We start from the raw sequence: 17889 nt of genomic DNA on the forward strand, positions 1-17889 counted from the left end.
AGAGAATTTTTTGTAAATATTCCGATCAACGGACGTCTGTTTTATTTATGTACATCTTCATTTTTTAACTCGAAGTCAAAATCAAAAAAATCTTTTGGATGCACATTCAATGCGGTAGCAAGATCGAATATAGTTTTTAACTGTATGCTCTTTTGACCTTTTTCCGTCTTACTAATTTGACTGTGATCAACATTACACATTTGCGCTAACTTTCTATAGCTAAGTTTTTTATCTGTTCGAAATTTATGTAATTGTTTGCCAAATAAAATCAAAAATTTTGAATTTTGTTCCTTTTCCATCCTATCATAATTAAGATAAGAAATTTCAATTATTTCAGAACAAAAATTGTAGCATTTAAATACTACTTAAATAATTTTTTGTTATATTTGTCTATTAATATTTATATTTGCGATTCTTCTCATAAAAAAATAGAAGCATTCGCTTTGAATCTCGTACTAGAAAATTGGCCTTTTCATAATACCACGAGACAATAAGTATGATGCTCACGTCATAGGCGTGGGCTCACTTATTTGTGGTAAGGTATGGCCAATACCTCTAGTGCAGTAAGCTGAGTTCCATGCCTTTTTTATATGCAAACTCCTCTTACATTCTTAGCACTGTTTCCTCATTTTTATATCGTCGCATTTAGATATTGTCTAACCAAACCTATATGCTTATGAATTAAAGATTAAAGCTCTTTTTACTGCCTGCACTGTCTTAATCTTTATTTGAATTAGTTCATTGCACAGTTTGCAGGCTTTTAAAAAGGCAAAATTATCAAGCTTTATAAAGCTAAAAAAAGCCCTCTAACTGGCGATCAAACAAGTTTAGAGAGCTGAATTAACAAAACTTTCGTTTCAAATTAACTAACCCAAAATTATGAAAACTTTTTCATTGAACAAAGGGTTGGCGGCACTTTGGTACCCCTTTATTTTCGGGTTCTACCTCTTTTGCACACCAACCTTAGCGCGAAATACTTTGCGGTTTTCCGCTTTACAACAACAAACACAGGTCACAGGTATTGTGACCGATGGTACTCTTCCCCTTGCCGGGGTCAGTATCTCAGTAAAAGCGCAAAAGAACAGCACGGTCACAGACTTCGATGGTAAATTTACCATAACAGCATCACCTGCTGATATTTTAATTTTTAATTACATCGGATTTAAAACTATAGAAATTTCTGTTGCCCGACGTTCAGTAATCAATGTCCAAATGCAGGAAGATGCTACATCTCTTCAGGAAGTAAAAATAAATGCGGGATATTACTCCGTAAAAGAAAGCCAGCGCACCGGAAGTATTTCAAAAATCAGTTCGAAGGATATCGAAAAACAGCCGGTGACCAACGTACTTGCTACGATGCAGGGACGAATGGCTGGTGTGAATATAACCCAAAATACAGGTGTAGCCGGTGGCGCTTTCGATATCCAAATCCGGGGACAAAATAGTTTACGTACTGATGGAAACAGACCTCTATATATAATCGATGGCGTACCTTACTCTTCTGATGCAGTAGGTTCAGATCTCACCGGAGTTGTACTTCCGGGACCTACCAGCCCCTTAAATAGTATTAACCCCAGTGATATAGATAGTATAGAAGTACTTAAAGATGCAGATGCAACAGCTATCTATGGTTCAAGAGGTGCTAACGGAGTAGTGCTTATCACCACAAAAAAAGGAAAAGAAGGCAAAACTCGCTTTACCGCAAATGTCTCAGGAGGACTTGGAAAAGTAACCCGACTGATGGATTTAATGAATACTCAGCAATACCTACAAATGCGCAGAGAAGCTTTCACCAACGATGGTATACCATATGGACCAACAGACTATGATGTAAATGGAACTTGGGATCAGAACCGCTATACCAATTGGCAGAAAGTATTCATTGGTGGAACTTCCGAGATCAATGATGTGCAGGCATCCTTAACAGGTGGTGCTTCAGGGACACAATTTCTTGTGAGCGGTAATTTCCATAAAGAAACGACAGTGTTTCCCGGTGACTATGATTACAAAAAAGGTAATTTGCTCGCAAACCTGAATCATGAGTCCCAGAATAAAAAATTCAATATCAATTTTTCAATGGGCTATACTGTACAAAAAAACTACCAACCGGGAGTTGATGTCACACAGCAGGCCATTCTCCTTGCCCCTAATGCTCCGGCATTGTATACCGCTGAGGGAAATTTGAACTGGGAGAACAGTACATGGAATAATCCCCTGGGTAATCTTGAAGGAAAATATAAGTCAACAAGTAATGACCTTTTTGTCAATGGTTTATTATCCTATGCAATCTTGCCCAACTTAATTGCTAAAACAAGTTTTGGATTTACCGATACACGATTTGACGATAGCCGCACTCAACCGTCTACTATGTATGACCCTGCCGCTGAAATAGGAAGCGAATCTTCATTTATCGATGTCAATAACACGTCACGAAAATCATGGATTATTGAACCGCAATTATCGTGGTCAAAAAAAATAGGCAAAGGAAAAACGGAAATACTCGTAGGTGCTACCTATCAACAGCAAAATTCAGACCAGCTTGTACAGGAAGCCATTGGATTCAGCAGCAATAGTCTGATTTATAATCTATCTTCTGCTTTTTCCGTGTTTAATGACACACATAGTCAGTCTATCTATAAATACCAAGCCTTTTTCGGGCGAGCCAATTTTTCATGGAACGAACGTTACATCCTTAATCTAACCGGACGCAGGGATGGTTCAAGCAGATTTGGTCCCGGCAAACAATTTGCCAACTTTGGAGCCATAGGAAGTGCGTGGCTATTTTCAAATGAACCTTTTGTAAAAAATAATCTTGATTTCTTAAGTTTTGGAAAGTTAAGGATAAGTTATGGAACAACTGGAAACGACCAGATTGGAGATTACCAATTTTTAGACACCTATGGATCTTCAGGAAATAATTATGGCGGTGTTATCGGCCTGCAACCCACACGCTTGTTCAACCCAAATTTTGGCTGGGAAATAAATAAAAAACTAGAACTGGCATTAGAAACAGGATTTTTTAAAGACCGAATTTTTATAACTGCCGGCTGGTACAGTAATCGTTCATCCAATCAACTCGTTGGGATTCCGCTTCCTTCATCAACCGGATTCAATTCTATACAGTCAAACTTAGATGCTACCGTACAAAACAAAGGAATCGAACTCACTCTTAGAACAGTCAATTTTCAAAGGCAATCCTTTAACTGGTCCAGCAGTTTTAATTTAACTATTGCCCGAAATAAACTATTGTCTTTTCCTAATCTCAAAGAATCCACCTACAAGAACCAATTTGTAATTGGAGAGCCTTTAAATATTAAAAAAGTATACCATTACACCGGAATAAATCCACAAACTGGCATCTACCAATTTGAAGATTACAATGCCGATGGTACAATTACAACGGTAGAAGATAAACAATCTATACGAGATTTGAATCCCAAATATTTTGGAGGTTTTCAGAATACGATTACTTACCAAAATTGGCAATTTGATTTTTTGTTCCAGTTTGTCAACCAATTAAATTATAACGGTGCTTACCGAACAGGATTACCCGGCAGTATGAGAAATCAACCGACTGCAGTAATCGACCATTGGCAAAATCCCGGAGATAATGCAACGTATCAAAAATATTCTACAGGGTTAAATAGTCAGGCATCAGATGCATTTAATAAATATTATCAAAGCGATGCCGTGATAACAGACGCTTCGTATGTCCGTCTCAAAAATTTGTCCCTATCGTACACTATTCCCGAGCAGTGGCTCAAAGGAGTAAAATGCCGATTGGTATTTCAGGGGCAAAATCTCTTAACAATTACGTCATTCAAAGGTGCTGATCCAGAGTCCAGATTTAGTATGAACCTTCCGCCATTAAAGGTATTTACTACTGGACTCCAGCTCACTTTTTAAAATTATAATTCAAAAATCATGAAAAAAAAATTAGTATTTCGATTTATGCAACAGCATAGAATCGAAACAGTAAACCATAAGTTTCTTATTGGATTACTCGTACTCTGCATGTTTCCCGCGCATGGCTGTGATAGTTTTGTCGAAGTTGATGTTCCTACTTCCCAACTTACTGCCAGTGCCGTTTTTGAAGATAAAGCTACCGCAAATGCTGCTATGGCAAGCATATATGCAAAAATGAGGGATTCCGGTATTCTTAGTGGTAATCTTTCAGGTTTGTCCAATCAAATGGGCAACTACACAGATGAACTGGTGTATTATGGAAGTATTACCGGTAAAACCCGTGATTTTTATAACAATGCAGTCCTGCCATCCAATGCAGAAGTTTTTAATTGGTGGAGCACCAGTTACAATCAGATTTATGCGGCCAATGCTATTATCGAGGGAGTAAGCGCTTCGACCGCACTGAATGAAGCGGATGTAAAACAGTTGACCGGAGAAGCATTATTTGTACGATCATTAATGCATTTCTATCTTCAAAATCTGTACGGTGATGTCCCTTATATTATCACCACCAATTATCAGCAAAATAAAGTAGCATACAGAATGCCCTCTGCCGAGTTGTATTCCCATATTATCAGTGATTTGGAACTGGCGGTGTCCTTCTTACCAGATGCCTATATTTCCAGCGACCGCATACGTCCCAATAAATCGGTAGCAATGGCACTGCTGGCGCGAGTGTACCTTTATAACAAAAAATGGGCAGAAGCTTCCAATGCTGCTTCATACCTCATTAATAATACACAGACTTATGCTTGGGAGACCAATCTGGATGCCATATTTCTGAAAGCAAGCAGCACAACAATTTGGCAGTTTATCCCACGCACCAGTGGACAAAACACTCAGGAGGGAGAAACATTTATATTCAACGCCGGACCACCATCACTTACTGCTTTAAGTGCCCAGCTCATAAATTCATTTGAGATGGGAGATCAGCGTAAACTTCGTTGGGTCAAAACAATCACTAAAGGTACAGAGAAATGGTATCACGTCAATAAATACAAACAAAAATCAAAGTCTCCAAGTTCTTTAGAATATTCCATTGTATTTCGTTTGGCAGAGCAATACCTGATTCGTGCTGAAGCGCGTGCTGAGCAGGGAGATCTTACAGGAGCAAAGGACGATTTGGATAAAATCAGAACTACAGCAGGACTTTTAGGTACAACTGCTACAAGCAAAGAAGATATCCTTAATGCTATCCTGCAAGAGCGACGAGTAGAGTTTTTTACGGAACTGGGAAGTCGTTTTTTTGATTTAAAAAGAGCAAATCTTTTGGACGTGGCGCTAGCTCCCGTCAAAGCAGGATGGAATCCAACAGATAGAATACTACCGTTACCGGAGTCGGAACTCGTACTCAATCCCAATCTAAATCCACCAAACCCCGGTAATTAAAATGAAATTCCATCACAAAAAATATGGTATAAATAATTGCGTTGCATTCGGATACAAAATAAAAACCTTCTTTTTAATTCTGGTTCTATTTTTCGTGTCATTTACCGGATTAAGTCAAAACAATTCTAAAAAAGTACTTACTGCCAATGATTATTCATTATGGGCATATCTCAACATTGATAAACTTTCTGAAAATGGAAAATGGGTAAGTTTTAATCTTCATTATCAAAATGGCATAGATACTTTGTTTGTTAAAAACAATAAAGGAACAAAGACCTATAGTTTCCCCGGTGCCAGTAAAGGTGAATTTCTCGCAGAGAACTGGTTTTTAATGATGAGCTCAAAGGAAGAGCTGAAAATTGTTAACTTACTGACTTCTAAACAGGAAATTATACAAGGAACACTGCGATACGATTTAGGCGCAGACCGCAGAAATGTAATAATCTTGAAGAAAACAAATGCCGGAAAAAAACAATTAGAACTAAAAAACGTAGCTAATGGTAAATCTCTTATTACATATAATGTTGACAGTTATTGGTATAATGCACAAGCTGATGCACTAGCATACAGCACAAAAGTTGACAATATTACAACAATCGCCCTGCTAAATTTGCGTGATAACATCGTCACTACCATTGCCGGTACAAGTACTGACTTTGCATTTTCTGATTTGGTCTGGCAAAAGAACGGAAATTCATTGGCGTTTTTGGAGCGGCCTTTGGATAATAAAGTAAAAACAACGCACACCAATGTCAGATACTATACCATAGCAGACCGTAAATTATATACTTTCAATCCGGTAACACAAAATAATTTTCCCGTAGATATGAAAATTATCTCCTCCTCTTTTGCAAATCTTAGCATTTCTGAGGATGGGAAAAGAATATTTTTTGGTTTACAAAAGCCGCTTACTCCTATTGATACCGCACAAACGCAAATTTGGAACACACAGGATAAGTTTCTATATACTGCCAAAGTGCAAAATGAAGGTTGGGACAGAATTGCAAAAGTAGCGGTATGGTGGCCCTTAGAGAATAGGTTTAATCGCATTACGGATAATGAATTCCCGAAAATGATGTTAAGCGGAGAACAAAAATATGCGTTTCTCTACAATCCACAGCATTATGAACCACAAACAAACCGAGAAGCACCGTTGGATATTTATATATTGGATCTGCAAACCGACAAGCGGGAATTATTGCTACAAAATCAATTAGGCGGTGAAACTGGAACTACTGTTTCCATATATGGAAAACAGCTTGCCTATTTTAAAGACAAAAATTGGTGGGTATATGATATAGAGAGTGGCGTACATAAAAACCTTACCAAAGATCTCGGTGTGTATTTTTCAGATGAAGGAACTGACTGGCCCGAAGAAGCAAGTCCTTTCGGAAATCCGGGATGGATACAAGAAAGTAAAACACTTTTTGTATATGACAAGTATGATATCTGGAGTATTGCGATCGATGGAACAAGTGCACTTCGATTGACCAAAGGACGTGAAAATAAAACAACCTATCGAATAGTTTCCCAATCAAAAGAGCAGTCTAAAAAAATGAATTACGACGGTAATTATAAAGGATTATTTGGGACAAACGAAAGGTTACTAATCAAAACCGAAGCAATAGATCATACAGGTTATTGTTTTTGGGATAAGAGAAACGGTTTACAGCCTTTGCTTGACAAAAATATGCACACCAGTCAATTTATGCCATCATCAAAGAATGGCAGTTATGTTTACAGGGAAGAAAATTATGATTTACCGCCCAGATTAATCATTAAAGAAAATTCCAATTCAAAAGAAAAAATACTTTTTCAAAGCAATCCACAGCATTTCAAATACCATTGGGGACATTCCAAACTGATCAGCTACGCTAATTCCAAAGGCACCGCTTTAAATGGTGTTCTATTCTTTCCTGCCAATTATCGCACTGATACAAAATATCCTATGGTTGTACATGTATACGAAAGGCAGTCTAAGGAATTATACAAATATGTAAATCCGTCGCTGAACAACCCCACAGGATTTAATATTACAAATTTTACTTCAAACGGATACTTTGTTTTTTTACCTGATATTGTTTATGAAATTGGAAATCCGGGGCAATCAGCTGTAGATTGCGTGGTCTCTGCTAGCAAAAAAATCATCGCCAGTGAAGCTATTGACAGCACCCGCATAGGTATTACAGGTCATTCCTACGGCGGATTTGAAACGGATTTTATCATCACCCAAAGCAATATGTTTGCAGCAGCAGTAGCTGGTGCAGCAATTAACGATTATGTCAGCAGTTATTTGTGGATCACATGGGGGTTTGAAAAACCTAATTTTTGGCATTATGAATTCGGGCAACTGAGATTAGGGAAATCTTTATATGAAAATTATCAGGGGTATCTGAGAAATTCTCCTATTTATCATGCTGACAAAGTAAATACGCCGCTGTTATCATGGGCAGGCGAACACGATGCACAGGTGCATTATTATCAGACTATTGAATTTCATTTAGCACTCAGGCGTCTTGGTAAAATAAATACCATGTTGCTTTATCCCGGAGAGGATCATGTGTTAATGAACAAAAAATATCAAAAAGACCTCACTGAGCGGATACAGGAATGGTTCGACTATTACTTAAAAGGAATTAAAAAACCCGAATGGTTTTAAAAAAACAACCTCTTTAAAAAACAATGCAGTTCCTTTTGGAACTGCATTGCCTTTCCTACTAGGAAGATAACTATGGATGGTAGATAGTGCGTACACAATCCCCAGCTGAATTTTTGCCGAATAATTGAGCACCAGACGGATTTAAATCGACTGTACAAACGACTCCATTGTTAACTGTTGAACATTCGTCATCTTGTTGTTCACAAGAATTTCCCTGTTCATTCAATTTAAGATAACCTTGAATTGGCGCCGCGGTTTTAGAGCGCTCGGTCATGGCATTGGTTGTAAAAGCTCCTGCTATCGCAAGAACGAATACGGCAACAGGTAAAACCTGTTTTGCAAATTTTGTTTTCATGATTTAAAATTTAAATGTTAGCGATCTACTCTATTACAGGTTTTCGATCTTTTCCCTGAAACTGCAGTTTATCTTTATGCTTGAATTCTATTTTTTTGTTTTGATATGAATTTATAAGTCCCTTGCTTAATTTGTAATGGACTAAATATTTGCCAATAAAACCGTAAAAATTATCATCAAGTACAGAAAAGTTCTTGAGCTTTTCATTTTTGATATGGTAGATATAGAAGCTGCCCTTATAAGAATTGGTGTTAACATCATAAATGTCAATAACACTGGCTTCTTTCCACATTTCAGCAGGTTCATATTTCCCGGGCAATACGGAATTCACAAACAATAAATTTTTACAAACAGCGCTTGCTTTATTGACTATTAAAGGAGGTGCCGCCAGTTTCCGTTCTTTTCTGCTTGTAACCTCAACAACTTTAATCTGGGCTTTACTAATGGTATCAATTGTTTTTCCACGATAGCTAAGATTAAGCTCATGATCTGCTACAATAAACTCATTACGATACAGGTAAGTGTATACCATTTTCTGAAGCGATTTGTCATAATGAAGTACGCCATCTACGTCAAAAATTCCATCAATCTGTTTTTGTAATAGATTTGGATTTAAATGTACTTTGGGTTCATTTCCAAAGTGCAGAGATCCTAAAATGCTTTCACCGTTTGTATTGCTGTTAGAGCGAAATACTAAAGTGAGCGAATCAATAAGCTCATAGTGAGAAAAAGTTGGAGTTCCGTTCCATTTTATAGCAGCCTTCCAATCTTTAACTAAACCTTTATACACTACAGGAACAGAACCGTCTATGAGATAAAAATCAGGAGGTGAAATTCGAAGCTGAGTAGACTGGAATTGAAAATCAGTACGATTAAGTTGAATCTTAAATTCACTTACTTTTTGTAAAACTGTATCCAGAGCAATAACTAGAAGAGGGGCTGTTTGATTACCTAAATATATTTTGTCGTCCGTCGAGCCTGCAAAATAATAAGAATTAACCTTTAGATCAATTTCATTCAATTTTACGGCACGACCGGGAAAACGACGCACAAAATTATTCCGATGGTCTATGATATCTTCCGATAACTTAAACAGCACTCCAACTATACCAAAACTAATCAAAACAGATAGCGCAAAAGCACTGACAAGTACGGCAGGTTTTGAAATAAGATGCGGTTTTGACACCATCCCGGCCAGTATCAGTATACCTGCCGCAGCCAGCATTATGAAAACTAAATTAAAAATAAGATGCTCCCTCCATCCTAACTTTTCAAGAATTCCTCCACAAGAGCACGGAACAAAAGAACTGTAATTTAAAATTATATAGATATATGCCGTAAACATTATCATCATACTAAAGGCGGCAAATAGGCCAATTAATCTGCATCCTTTTAGAACAAGCAGCAAGGAGATAAGCAATTCTAATATTGGCACCAGCCATGCAATCGATCCTGCAAAAGCACTTAACAAAGGAGATTGTCCCAACTGTACACGAAAGTTCTCAAAGTCAAGTAATTTACTTACTGCCGCATACACAAATAGCAGGATATAAAGAAAACAGATTGTTTCAACTATAATTCTTTTATAAGGTTCAGATAATTTCATGTTCTTCCCGTTTGAATTACAGATATAATTGACTCAATCAATTGGCATCGATAGTACCAGATCCAATCTATTTCCCTCAAATGGGTATCACTATATCTTTGAATTATTAATAAGGCTAAATTACCTCGGTTTACCTTAAGCATTGTTATCAAAAACGATCCAAAATTTACAAAAAACGATCCATTTTACTGTATACAACACATTAAACAAAAAAAATGGCTGGCATCGGCCAACCATTAAAGTTTTTAAAATATTAGAATAAAACCTTTTTTAAATGAAACTAAAAAGAAGTTAAAGGAGTTAGACTTTCGCGCCAATACTCGATTAAATTATTGATCATTGTTTTGTATTCCAGGAAACTTTCCTGTTTTTTAAAATAGCCCTGAATTTGGCATTCATATGCCTTTAGTACGTTTTCCGGATTCTTTGATGTGGACAAAAAAATATAAGGCAAGCATTTTTTCCTAATTTCCTCATTGGCAAGAATCTGTTCCCGCAACTCAAAGCCATCGATTTTTGGCATATTAATGTCCGAGATTATAATAAAAGGAAGCACTTCAGGATTTGATAAATATGGTATTGCCTGGGTAGGATCAGCAATAAATTTTATCTTATTTGGAAAATCCAGACTGTCAAATATGTCCTGAAGGAACATTTTGTCGTCCTCATCATCTTCAATTATTATTATTTCACCATTTTTTCTCATAGATAATAAATGTAACACAATTAATGCCGAAGAGCCAAAACCTGTAGCCAGTTTTGAATCAATTTTTTACGGAGATTATTATAATTATTTGTAATTTAGAGTGTTGAATAAAAATACCACATCATATGGAAGCACATACTCTTGTTTTATCCACAGCGAAGGTTGCCATACCGGAGATACTCACAATTAATTTTGTCACCAATTTAATTAATCGGGGATTAACCCAGGTGGAGTATTTTGGTGTGGAGATCGATAATCATTGTGACGTAGTCAGCGAGGACATGGAAGCAGTAAGCAAAGAAATTACGTATATTGATATGCATTTTGATTCTGAACAAAGCATTGCATATGAATCGATGAGCGAAACGGAGGTTGACCAATTTGCGCTAACGCTGTTGAAGGAATGTAATCCGGAGATCAGAGCTGACTTAAAAGACATTACAATTTATTTATAAGATGGAGAAAGAGAAAATAAAAGAACTTTTTACACAGGAAATTGAAACACTCATTTCTGAAGCGGAGCTGGCAATCGAAGAAACGGCGAGAGCTGCGCGGCTAAAAGCAAAGTATGAGTTACTGGAGAAATTTGATCTTTTTGTGAAAGCCATAAATGCAAAAATGAATTCTATACTTGACAGTAATGGTGTAGATTTTAAAAGTCAGGCCGAACTGGATGCCTTTATGAACTTTATGAGACCGACATTTGATAAAATGTATGAAAAATATACGAATCTGGGTAAGGATGAAAATTAAAGCATATATTGTATAGAGTAGAACTGATAAAATATCAGCCTGTTTTAAAAAATGATTTCAATAGCTTCCAAAGCTTGCAAAACCAAAGATGCATGACGTATTTTTGTCTGCATTCACTAGCTGGAGGATCTATGTAAGTAACATTAATTCTTTCAATATACTGGTCAATTCCACTTGGTCTGGATCGGATGATTTCTTCCCTTTTCGATTGGAAAATCGCCGTGAATTCCTCCTGCGTTAAAGTAATTCCATGGGCATACATATTGGCTTTCATCGTACTGCGTATAAAATTCAGTTCATTCTTCTGGCATCTCATTATATGTACGCCGTATTCTTGTTCTGGATCAAAAAAATCACTGGGGCTGTTGTATTGCACAAATTCCGTTACAGCATTAAGTTCAATGAAAAAACGCGAGTTAAAATCTTCGACTGAAACATTTTTAAATAAGTCCATACTGAAATTTTACAATGAGGGAAATGCTATTAGGTTCCCTTCATAAGGAAAGGCAAAATCTGTTATTTTTACCGAATGGTCCAGCCAGGCAGATTCATCCTGGCTTTTGAGCATAATTGGCATTCGCATCTTATGGTTGTGAATATATCGCATAGTATCATTGGCTTTTGTTGTAACCATGGTGTAGGTTTTTTTGATTTCTTCTGAAACTGGATCGGTCCAATGAGAATATAATCCTGCGAAGGTGAAAATTTCATCATCTTGCGAGTTGATCTGATATTTGTCTTTGCTCTTTCCTTTTTCATCATTCCAATGCCATTCATAATAGGCAGATGCTATTATGAGACAGCGGTTGTGCGTTATATTTTTAAAAGATGCTTTTTCGTCGATGGATTCAATCCTCGCATTGAGGGTATTTTTTCTAAATTCGATATCTTTTGCCCATGCCGGAAGCAGTCCCCATGTATAGTCCGTTGTAATTAAATGCGGCGATGAATTAAGGATTACAGGGATATTAGGATGGGAAAATCCATTTATAAAATCAGATTGAAGATAAGTTTCTTCATTATCCACTTCAGCATTAAAACGTCGTTTTACATTTTCAATAGCTGCTGACTGCTGGGTATAGTAACACATAATTTTTATGTCCGTTAAAGTTTAAAAAATACCTTATTTTAATAATGCTAAACCTTTTAAAGGCCCTTTGCTCAAATGTCCTGTCATAAATTTGGCATTAAAATTATTTAAAATGAGCCAGTACCAATTTGACGTAAGGCATATTGAAAGCCTCGTTAGGAAAAATACGGAAAGGAAAAATAATCTACGCCGGAAAAACAGCAACAGATTGCTAATTTATACGCTGATTTTCACCTTTATATTTTTCGCTTTATATCAAATTTAGTTCATAATTAGGACTTTACATAAATAAAAAACTAAAATTTCATTCGATGACGCGGGAGGTTGATTTCATGTTCCTGTGGATATGGTTGCCGATCCGTACTGCTGACATCTTCTTTTATTAGCTGCTGTGTTTTAAACTGGTTATTTGTATCCATGTAACGCGGATCAGGCATAAACGGCATTTTTGCCATTTTATGAACCGTAATAGTGGGGAAATGATAATCAATCTCGACTGTTCCAAGCAGCAGGTAACAGCCGCCTCCCTGAAACGGGTGTACGGCAAGACTGTCCGGGAAATGTGCAGTATCAAAGTAAGCACCTTCATTGTCTATCCAGGTTCCAAAATACATATTGCCTCTTTTGGTTGGTACCTGTTTGGTTGAAATAAGATAAGCCAGCATACGAACCTGTTTTTTATGGCAATTAACAAGATCCCTTACTTTTATATCACCTCTGTGCTTGGTTTGCAGCAGATCAAATACAGTGCAGGAAATCGGAAAACTGAGCAGTTCAATCTCATCAAAAGCATCTTCAAAAACTGATCTTTCCAGCGTCGGTAGTTTATACTCCTTCACTGGTTCCTGCAAAAGCAAAAGTCCTCTATTTTCAGGTTTAAAATTGTTAAGCAGCAGGCTTGCGATCACCAGAAGCTGGTTCTTAGTTTTTCCCGTAAAACGGAATGCACCTATAAAAATCAGGATTTTTACGCTTTCAATTCCCATTGGGATCCGGTTTATGAAATCTTCCAATGATTTGAACTCACCGTTCCTTTCGCGATCGGCTTCAATAAACTGTGCCATTTTGGAATCAAGGCTCATCAGGTGCATAAAACCCAGATACACGTCATTTCCGTACAAAGTAGTTTCAAACACACTTTTGTTGACGCAGGGATTGTGTATCACTGCGCCAGCCATGCGCGCCTCATGCACATATATCTCAAGACGGTAAAAGCCACCCTGATTGTTAATTACTGCTACCATAAAATCTATGGGAAAATGCACCTTAAGGTAAAGACTCTGATAACTCTCAACAGCATAGGATGCCGAGTGTGCTTTGCAGAAAGAGTAACCGGCAAAAGACTCGATCTGTCGGTAGATTTCCTCGCTGAGTGCCACGGGATGACCTTTTACAGCACAGCAGGCGAAAAAATTGTCTTTCACTTTCTGAAGTGCTGATTTAGACCTTCCTTTACCGGACATGGCACGGCGCAGGATATCCCCGTCAGCTGCCGGTAGACCGCCATAGTGCAGTGCAATTTTGATCACATCTTCCTGATATACCATAATTCCATAGGTTTCTCCTAACTGCTGCTCGAATACGGGATGAAAATATTCAAACTTGCTGGGATGATTGTGGCGGAAAATATATTCCTTCATCATTCCGGACTGCGCCACACCGGGACGAATGATAGAAGAGGCGGCGACAAGTGTTTTATAATTATCACATTTTAAACGTCTGAGCAGTCCTCGCATTGCAGGACTTTCAATATAAAAGCAGCCGATAGTTTTCCCTTCCGCCAAATACTTATTTGCTGTTTCCTCGTTTTTGGAAATTGTGGTATCGCGGATATTGATACGAATACCCCTGTTTCTCTCGATGATCTTTACACTCTCATCAATGTGACCGATACCACGCTGGCTTAGGATATCGAATTTTTCAAATCCAATATCCTCGGCTACGTGCATATCAAAAAGGGCAATTGGAAATCCTTTTGGAGGCATTTCCAAAGGAGTGTAATTGGTAATGGGTTCTTCGGAAATGATAATCCCGCAGGAGTGCATACTACGCTGATTGGGATATTTCTCAAGCATCATTCCATATTCCTGGACAAATTTCACAATGTTGTTGCTCTGATGGAATTTCATGGGATTTTTGGCCAGCATGTCAAGCTCTTCTTTTGGCAAACCGAAAACTTTGCCGACTTCGCGGAAAATAGAGCGGTATTTGAATTCCACGTTAGTACCACAAAAGGCTACATGCTCGTAGGTATAGCGTTTGAAGATATATTCAAGTATAATATCACGTTCCTTCCAGCTCCAGTCGATATCAAAATCAGGAGGGCTTTTACGGTTGACATTTAAGAACCGCTCAAAGTACAAATCCAATTCCAAAGGACAGATATCAGTGATACCAAGACAATAGGCAACAATGCTATTGGCACCACTTCCACGGCCGATATGAAGAAATCCCTGACTGTTGCTGAAACGAATGATATCTGCGGTAATCAGGAAATAGCCGCTAAATTCCAACTCGTCAATCACTTTGAGTTCCTTTTGCATGCGCTCGCGTGCCTGAATATTTTTTTTGCCATAGCGCCACGATAAACCCTGCTCGGCTAAAGAACTCAGCAATTCCATATCACTTTTCCTGCCGGATGTATAGAATTTTTTATTTTTGGGCGTACTAAAATCAAACGAAAAATTGCAGGAATCAATAACCTTTTGGGTATTCTCAATAATAAGCGGATACTCGCTGTAGAGTGAAAGCAGTGAATCCAGACTGATCATTTTGTCAGAAGTGGCACAGCAGTCCTCAGGAGCTAATTTGGAGAGAAGTATGTTTCTGTCAATAGCGCTAAGTATCCTGTGTAGATTGTATTCCTTTTTAGTACGGAAAGTTACCGGCTGGAGAATGACCATTTTGTCCTGTCTTTTTTTCCATCCAGACAAAATCAATTGCTGTAGTTGGTCTGGGCGAATACCGATGTATTCATTTTCTTTTAAAATATCAGGGGTGTTTTCCAGTGGATAAATTACAACTACATCTGTAAAATCCGGGGCAAAAGCAGGAAGGGCGGTCTTGTCAAAATTATGGCGGGTCAAAAAACGGTTCATCTCCGCCAGACCGCTCGCATTTTTTGCAAGACCTATGAAGCGCAGCTGAAACTCTGAGCGAAATTCCATACCCACAAGAGATTTTATACCGGCATCTTCACAGCTTTTAATAAAATCGTAAATTCCTGTTACCGTATTGATATCGGTGAGCGCCATAGCTTTAACCCCACACGCAACGGCCTGTGGAATGAGCTCGTCCAGCGGTATAGTACCATAGCGCAAGGAGTGAAAGGAGTGGCAGTTAAGGTACATGGAATTAGGGTTTTCGTTTTAGGATTTCATTTTTGTTGTTCGGTTTGAACGAGGCACCGGCGCAGCGCATTACAGCGTCAAAGCCGTAGCGACTTTTCATTTTGTCCATGGCTTGGTAGAGTGCCAGCATTTCCTCGGTATCCTGAAAAAGATCGATCTGGTAGGTACCACGGACTAGTCCGCTGAACCGAACCCCTATAAGGCGAAGGCGCATCCTACGCTGGTACAATTTGTCGAAAAGATCCTGCACGGTTTTAGTCAGGATATGGTCAGCGGAAGTGTACTGCACACGGCACTGTTTGGTTTCCGTATCGAAATTGGCGTAGCGTATTTTTATTGTCACTGTCGATGCCAGCCACTCCTCGGAACGCAATTGAAAAGCCAGTTTTTCCACCATTCCCAAAAGCACCCTTTTAAGCCTGTCAATATCGATTGTATCCTGCAGGAAGGTGTGCTCAGTAGATATCGACTTTTTCTCCCTGTAGGGTTCCACAGGATTGTTATCTATGCCGTTTGCTTTTTTCCACAGTTCTGTACCGTTTTTTCCCAGCATGTTCTCTAATGCTTCAGCCGGCATTTCCGAAAGTGTTCCAATGGTGCGAATCCCTATACGCGAGAGCAGTTGAAAAGTCTTTTCGCCGACCATAGGAATTTTCTGAATAGATAAGGGTTTTAAAAAGGACTGCACCAGATGCTCGGGGATTTCAAGGTTCTGTTTCTGCTTTCCTTCTCCTGTGCCTATTTTGGAAACAGTCTTGTTAATGGACAGGGCAAAGGTGAGTGGGAGTCCTGTTTCTTTGGTAACAGTCTGCGCAAGTTCACTGGTCCACTTGTAGCTGCCGTGGAATTTGTCCATTCCAGTGATGTCCAGATAAAATTCATCGATGCTGGCTTTCTCCACCACTGGCGCTTTTTCCTGAATGATCTCGGTAATGTCATGAGAAAGCCTGGAATACAATTCCATATCGCCTTTCATGATTTTGGCCTGCGGGCAGAGTTTCATCGCCATGTGAATGGGCATAGCCGATCTTACGCCAAAACGTCTGGCTTCATACGAGCATGAGGCAACTACACCTCTTTCACCTCCGCCGATGATCAGCGGAATGCCGTTTAAACCAGAATTTATTAACCTTTCGCAGGATACAAAAAACGTATTCATATCGATATGTACAACTGACCTTTCCATAATCTTCTCATTTTATACATGACAAAATTATTACAGATTGTAACATATTTCAAAAATATATTGTTATAATTACTAACAAAATAGTTTAGTAATAGTTTTCCGATACGTCGAAGGTGCGTAAATATTGAGATTTGCGCCAAACAGCCAAAACTAGAATTTTTAAAAATATTTTTTTTTAATGTGTTTTTTCCTAATTAAGAACTAAATTTGCATTCCTTAATTCGACTATAGGATTTTCTTCTGTAGTTTCAAATTTACCTCCGTTGTAAATTAGAAATACAATTTTGCTGCTGCAAGTTCTTTTTTTCGTTTAATATAAATTTTTTGATTATGGCTTTTGACAACCACAGTACAAAGAGATTTATTTATTTGGCCGATGACGACAGTGATGACAGGGATTTCTTTGCCGATGCCCTGTTGGAGGCTGATCCGGATGCTGTACTTAGACAGTTCCAGGACGGGATGTATTTAATGGATGCCCTGTTTACACTTTCTCATACGAATCTTCCTGAATTTATTTTCCTGGACATCAATATGCCCTGCAAATCCGGCTTGGAATGTCTGGCAGAAATAAGAAATCATGAAAATTTAAAAGATGTTCATGTAATTATGCTTTCCACGAGCAATGACCCTGAGAACATCAATAAGGCATTTGAAATGGGAGCCACATTTTACGCTGTTAAACCCAGCTCTTACGAAGAGCTCAAGTCCTTACTTGACGATTTACTGAATATAGACGTGGTTGCCACTAACGAAGAAAATAGAAAGTTTCTTCTCGTTTAGCTTGGTCTGGTCACTTATAGATATTAACCAATGCTAACAATGAAAG

General features: G+C 38.1%; 14 protein-coding genes. 6 read left to right on the top strand and 8 right to left on the bottom strand.

All coding sequences use genetic code 11. The annotated features are described in order from the left end of the window. Positions 1-41: 41 nt before the first annotated feature. Positions 42-299 (bottom strand): helix-turn-helix domain-containing protein, encoded by a 258-nt coding sequence (locus GKZ86_RS00290; RefSeq protein ID WP_154781149.1) that lies wholly within the window; start codon positions 297-299, stop codon positions 42-44. A 580-nt stretch (positions 300-879) separates the two neighbouring features. Between GKZ86_RS00290 and GKZ86_RS00295 the strand changes: the two genes are divergently transcribed. The 3 genes from GKZ86_RS00295 to GKZ86_RS00305 are packed head-to-tail and all read left to right on the top strand — an operon-like array spanning position 880 to position 8014. Continuing rightward, positions 880-3906 (top strand): SusC/RagA family TonB-linked outer membrane protein, encoded by a 3027-nt coding sequence (locus GKZ86_RS00295; RefSeq protein ID WP_154781150.1) that lies wholly within the window; start codon positions 880-882, stop codon positions 3904-3906. Positions 3907-3924: 18 nt separating this feature from the next. Next, entirely contained in the window at positions 3925-5355 is a 1431-nt protein-coding gene (locus tag GKZ86_RS00300; protein WP_230328231.1) for a RagB/SusD family nutrient uptake outer membrane protein, read from the top strand. A 1-nt stretch (position 5356) separates the two neighbouring features. After that, positions 5357-8014, top strand: a complete 2658-nt coding sequence (locus GKZ86_RS00305; protein WP_154781151.1) for a prolyl oligopeptidase family serine peptidase — start codon at positions 5357-5359, stop codon at positions 8012-8014. Positions 8015-8084: 70 nt separating this feature from the next. Here GKZ86_RS00305 and GKZ86_RS00310 read toward each other — a convergent pair whose 3' ends face one another. The 3 genes from GKZ86_RS00310 to GKZ86_RS00320 form a co-directional block, all read right to left on the bottom strand. Beyond that, positions 8085-8369, bottom strand: a complete 285-nt coding sequence (locus GKZ86_RS00310) for a DUF6520 family protein (RefSeq protein WP_154781152.1) — start codon at positions 8367-8369, stop codon at positions 8085-8087. 25 nt (positions 8370-8394) lie between these two features. Then, entirely contained in the window at positions 8395-9975 is a 1581-nt protein-coding gene (locus tag GKZ86_RS00315) for a MauE/DoxX family redox-associated membrane protein (RefSeq protein WP_154781153.1), read from the bottom strand. 280 nt (positions 9976-10255) lie between these two features. Then, positions 10256-10681, bottom strand: a complete 426-nt coding sequence (locus GKZ86_RS00320) for a response regulator (protein ID WP_154781154.1) — start codon at positions 10679-10681, stop codon at positions 10256-10258. Positions 10682-10806: 125 nt separating this feature from the next. Here GKZ86_RS00320 and GKZ86_RS00325 point away from each other — a divergent pair, with 125 nt between their 5' ends. Continuing rightward, positions 10807-11136 (top strand): hypothetical protein, encoded by a 330-nt coding sequence (locus tag GKZ86_RS00325; protein ID WP_154781155.1) that lies wholly within the window; start codon positions 10807-10809, stop codon positions 11134-11136. A gap of 1 nt (position 11137) precedes the next feature. Then, the gene (locus tag GKZ86_RS00330) at positions 11138-11434 is read left to right on the top strand and encodes a hypothetical protein (protein ID WP_154781156.1); all 297 of its coding nucleotides are present in this window, start codon (positions 11138-11140) and stop codon (positions 11432-11434) included. Between the two features lie 34 nt (positions 11435-11468). Here GKZ86_RS00330 and GKZ86_RS00335 read toward each other — a convergent pair whose 3' ends face one another. The 4 genes from GKZ86_RS00335 to dinB all read right to left on the bottom strand — a co-directional run bounded on the left by GKZ86_RS00335 (position 11469) and on the right by dinB (position 17060). After that, a complete protein-coding gene (locus GKZ86_RS00335; protein ID WP_154781157.1) occupies positions 11469-11888 on the bottom strand; it encodes a hypothetical protein in 420 nt (139 codons plus the stop codon). A 9-nt stretch (positions 11889-11897) separates the two neighbouring features. Continuing rightward, on the bottom strand, positions 11898-12524 hold the full coding sequence (locus tag GKZ86_RS00340) for an SOS response-associated peptidase (protein WP_154781158.1): 627 nt from the start codon (positions 12522-12524) through the stop codon (positions 11898-11900). 296 nt (positions 12525-12820) lie between these two features. After that, on the bottom strand, positions 12821-15874 hold the full coding sequence (locus GKZ86_RS00345) for a DNA polymerase III subunit alpha (protein ID WP_154781159.1): 3054 nt from the start codon (positions 15872-15874) through the stop codon (positions 12821-12823). A 4-nt stretch (positions 15875-15878) separates the two neighbouring features. After that, positions 15879-17060, bottom strand: coding sequence for a DNA polymerase IV (gene dinB, locus GKZ86_RS00350; RefSeq protein WP_154781160.1), 1182 nt, complete (start codon positions 17058-17060; stop codon positions 15879-15881). Positions 17061-17390: 330 nt separating this feature from the next. Between dinB and GKZ86_RS00355 the strand changes: the two genes are divergently transcribed. Then, positions 17391-17843 carry a response regulator gene (locus GKZ86_RS00355; RefSeq protein ID WP_154781161.1) on the top strand — a complete coding sequence of 151 codons (453 nt, stop codon included), beginning with the start codon at positions 17391-17393 and terminating at the stop codon, positions 17841-17843. Positions 17844-17889 lie beyond the last annotated feature (46 nt).

The organism is Flavobacterium sp. LC2016-13, assembly GCF_009707955.1.
In the GTDB taxonomy this organism is placed as follows: domain Bacteria; phylum Bacteroidota; class Bacteroidia; order Flavobacteriales; family Flavobacteriaceae; genus Flavobacterium.

Excerpts from the sequence above, each read along its gene's own strand:
- GKZ86_RS00290 (WP_154781149.1), bottom strand. The coding sequence starts at position 299 with ATGGAAAAGGAACAAAATTCAAAATTTTTGATTTTATTTGGCAAACAA.
- GKZ86_RS00295 (WP_154781150.1), top strand. The coding sequence starts at position 880 with ATGAAAACTTTTTCATTGAACAAAGGGTTGGCGGCACTTTGGTACCCC.
- GKZ86_RS00300 (WP_230328231.1), top strand. The coding sequence starts at position 3,925 with ATGAAAAAAAAATTAGTATTTCGATTTATGCAACAGCATAGAATCGAA.
- GKZ86_RS00305 (WP_154781151.1), top strand. The coding sequence starts at position 5,357 with ATGAAATTCCATCACAAAAAATATGGTATAAATAATTGCGTTGCATTC.
- GKZ86_RS00310 (WP_154781152.1), bottom strand. The coding sequence starts at position 8,369 with ATGAAAACAAAATTTGCAAAACAGGTTTTACCTGTTGCCGTATTCGTT.
- GKZ86_RS00315 (WP_154781153.1), bottom strand. The coding sequence starts at position 9,975 with ATGAAATTATCTGAACCTTATAAAAGAATTATAGTTGAAACAATCTGT.
- GKZ86_RS00320 (WP_154781154.1), bottom strand. The coding sequence starts at position 10,681 with ATGAGAAAAAATGGTGAAATAATAATAATTGAAGATGATGAGGACGAC.
- GKZ86_RS00325 (WP_154781155.1), top strand. The coding sequence starts at position 10,807 with ATGGAAGCACATACTCTTGTTTTATCCACAGCGAAGGTTGCCATACCG.
- GKZ86_RS00330 (WP_154781156.1), top strand. The coding sequence starts at position 11,138 with ATGGAGAAAGAGAAAATAAAAGAACTTTTTACACAGGAAATTGAAACA.
- GKZ86_RS00335 (WP_154781157.1), bottom strand. The coding sequence starts at position 11,888 with ATGGACTTATTTAAAAATGTTTCAGTCGAAGATTTTAACTCGCGTTTT.
- GKZ86_RS00340 (WP_154781158.1), bottom strand. The coding sequence starts at position 12,524 with ATGTGTTACTATACCCAGCAGTCAGCAGCTATTGAAAATGTAAAACGA.
- GKZ86_RS00345 (WP_154781159.1), bottom strand. The coding sequence starts at position 15,874 with ATGTACCTTAACTGCCACTCCTTTCACTCCTTGCGCTATGGTACTATA.
- dinB (WP_154781160.1), bottom strand. The coding sequence starts at position 17,060 with ATGGAAAGGTCAGTTGTACATATCGATATGAATACGTTTTTTGTATCC.
- GKZ86_RS00355 (WP_154781161.1), top strand. The coding sequence starts at position 17,391 with ATGGCTTTTGACAACCACAGTACAAAGAGATTTATTTATTTGGCCGAT.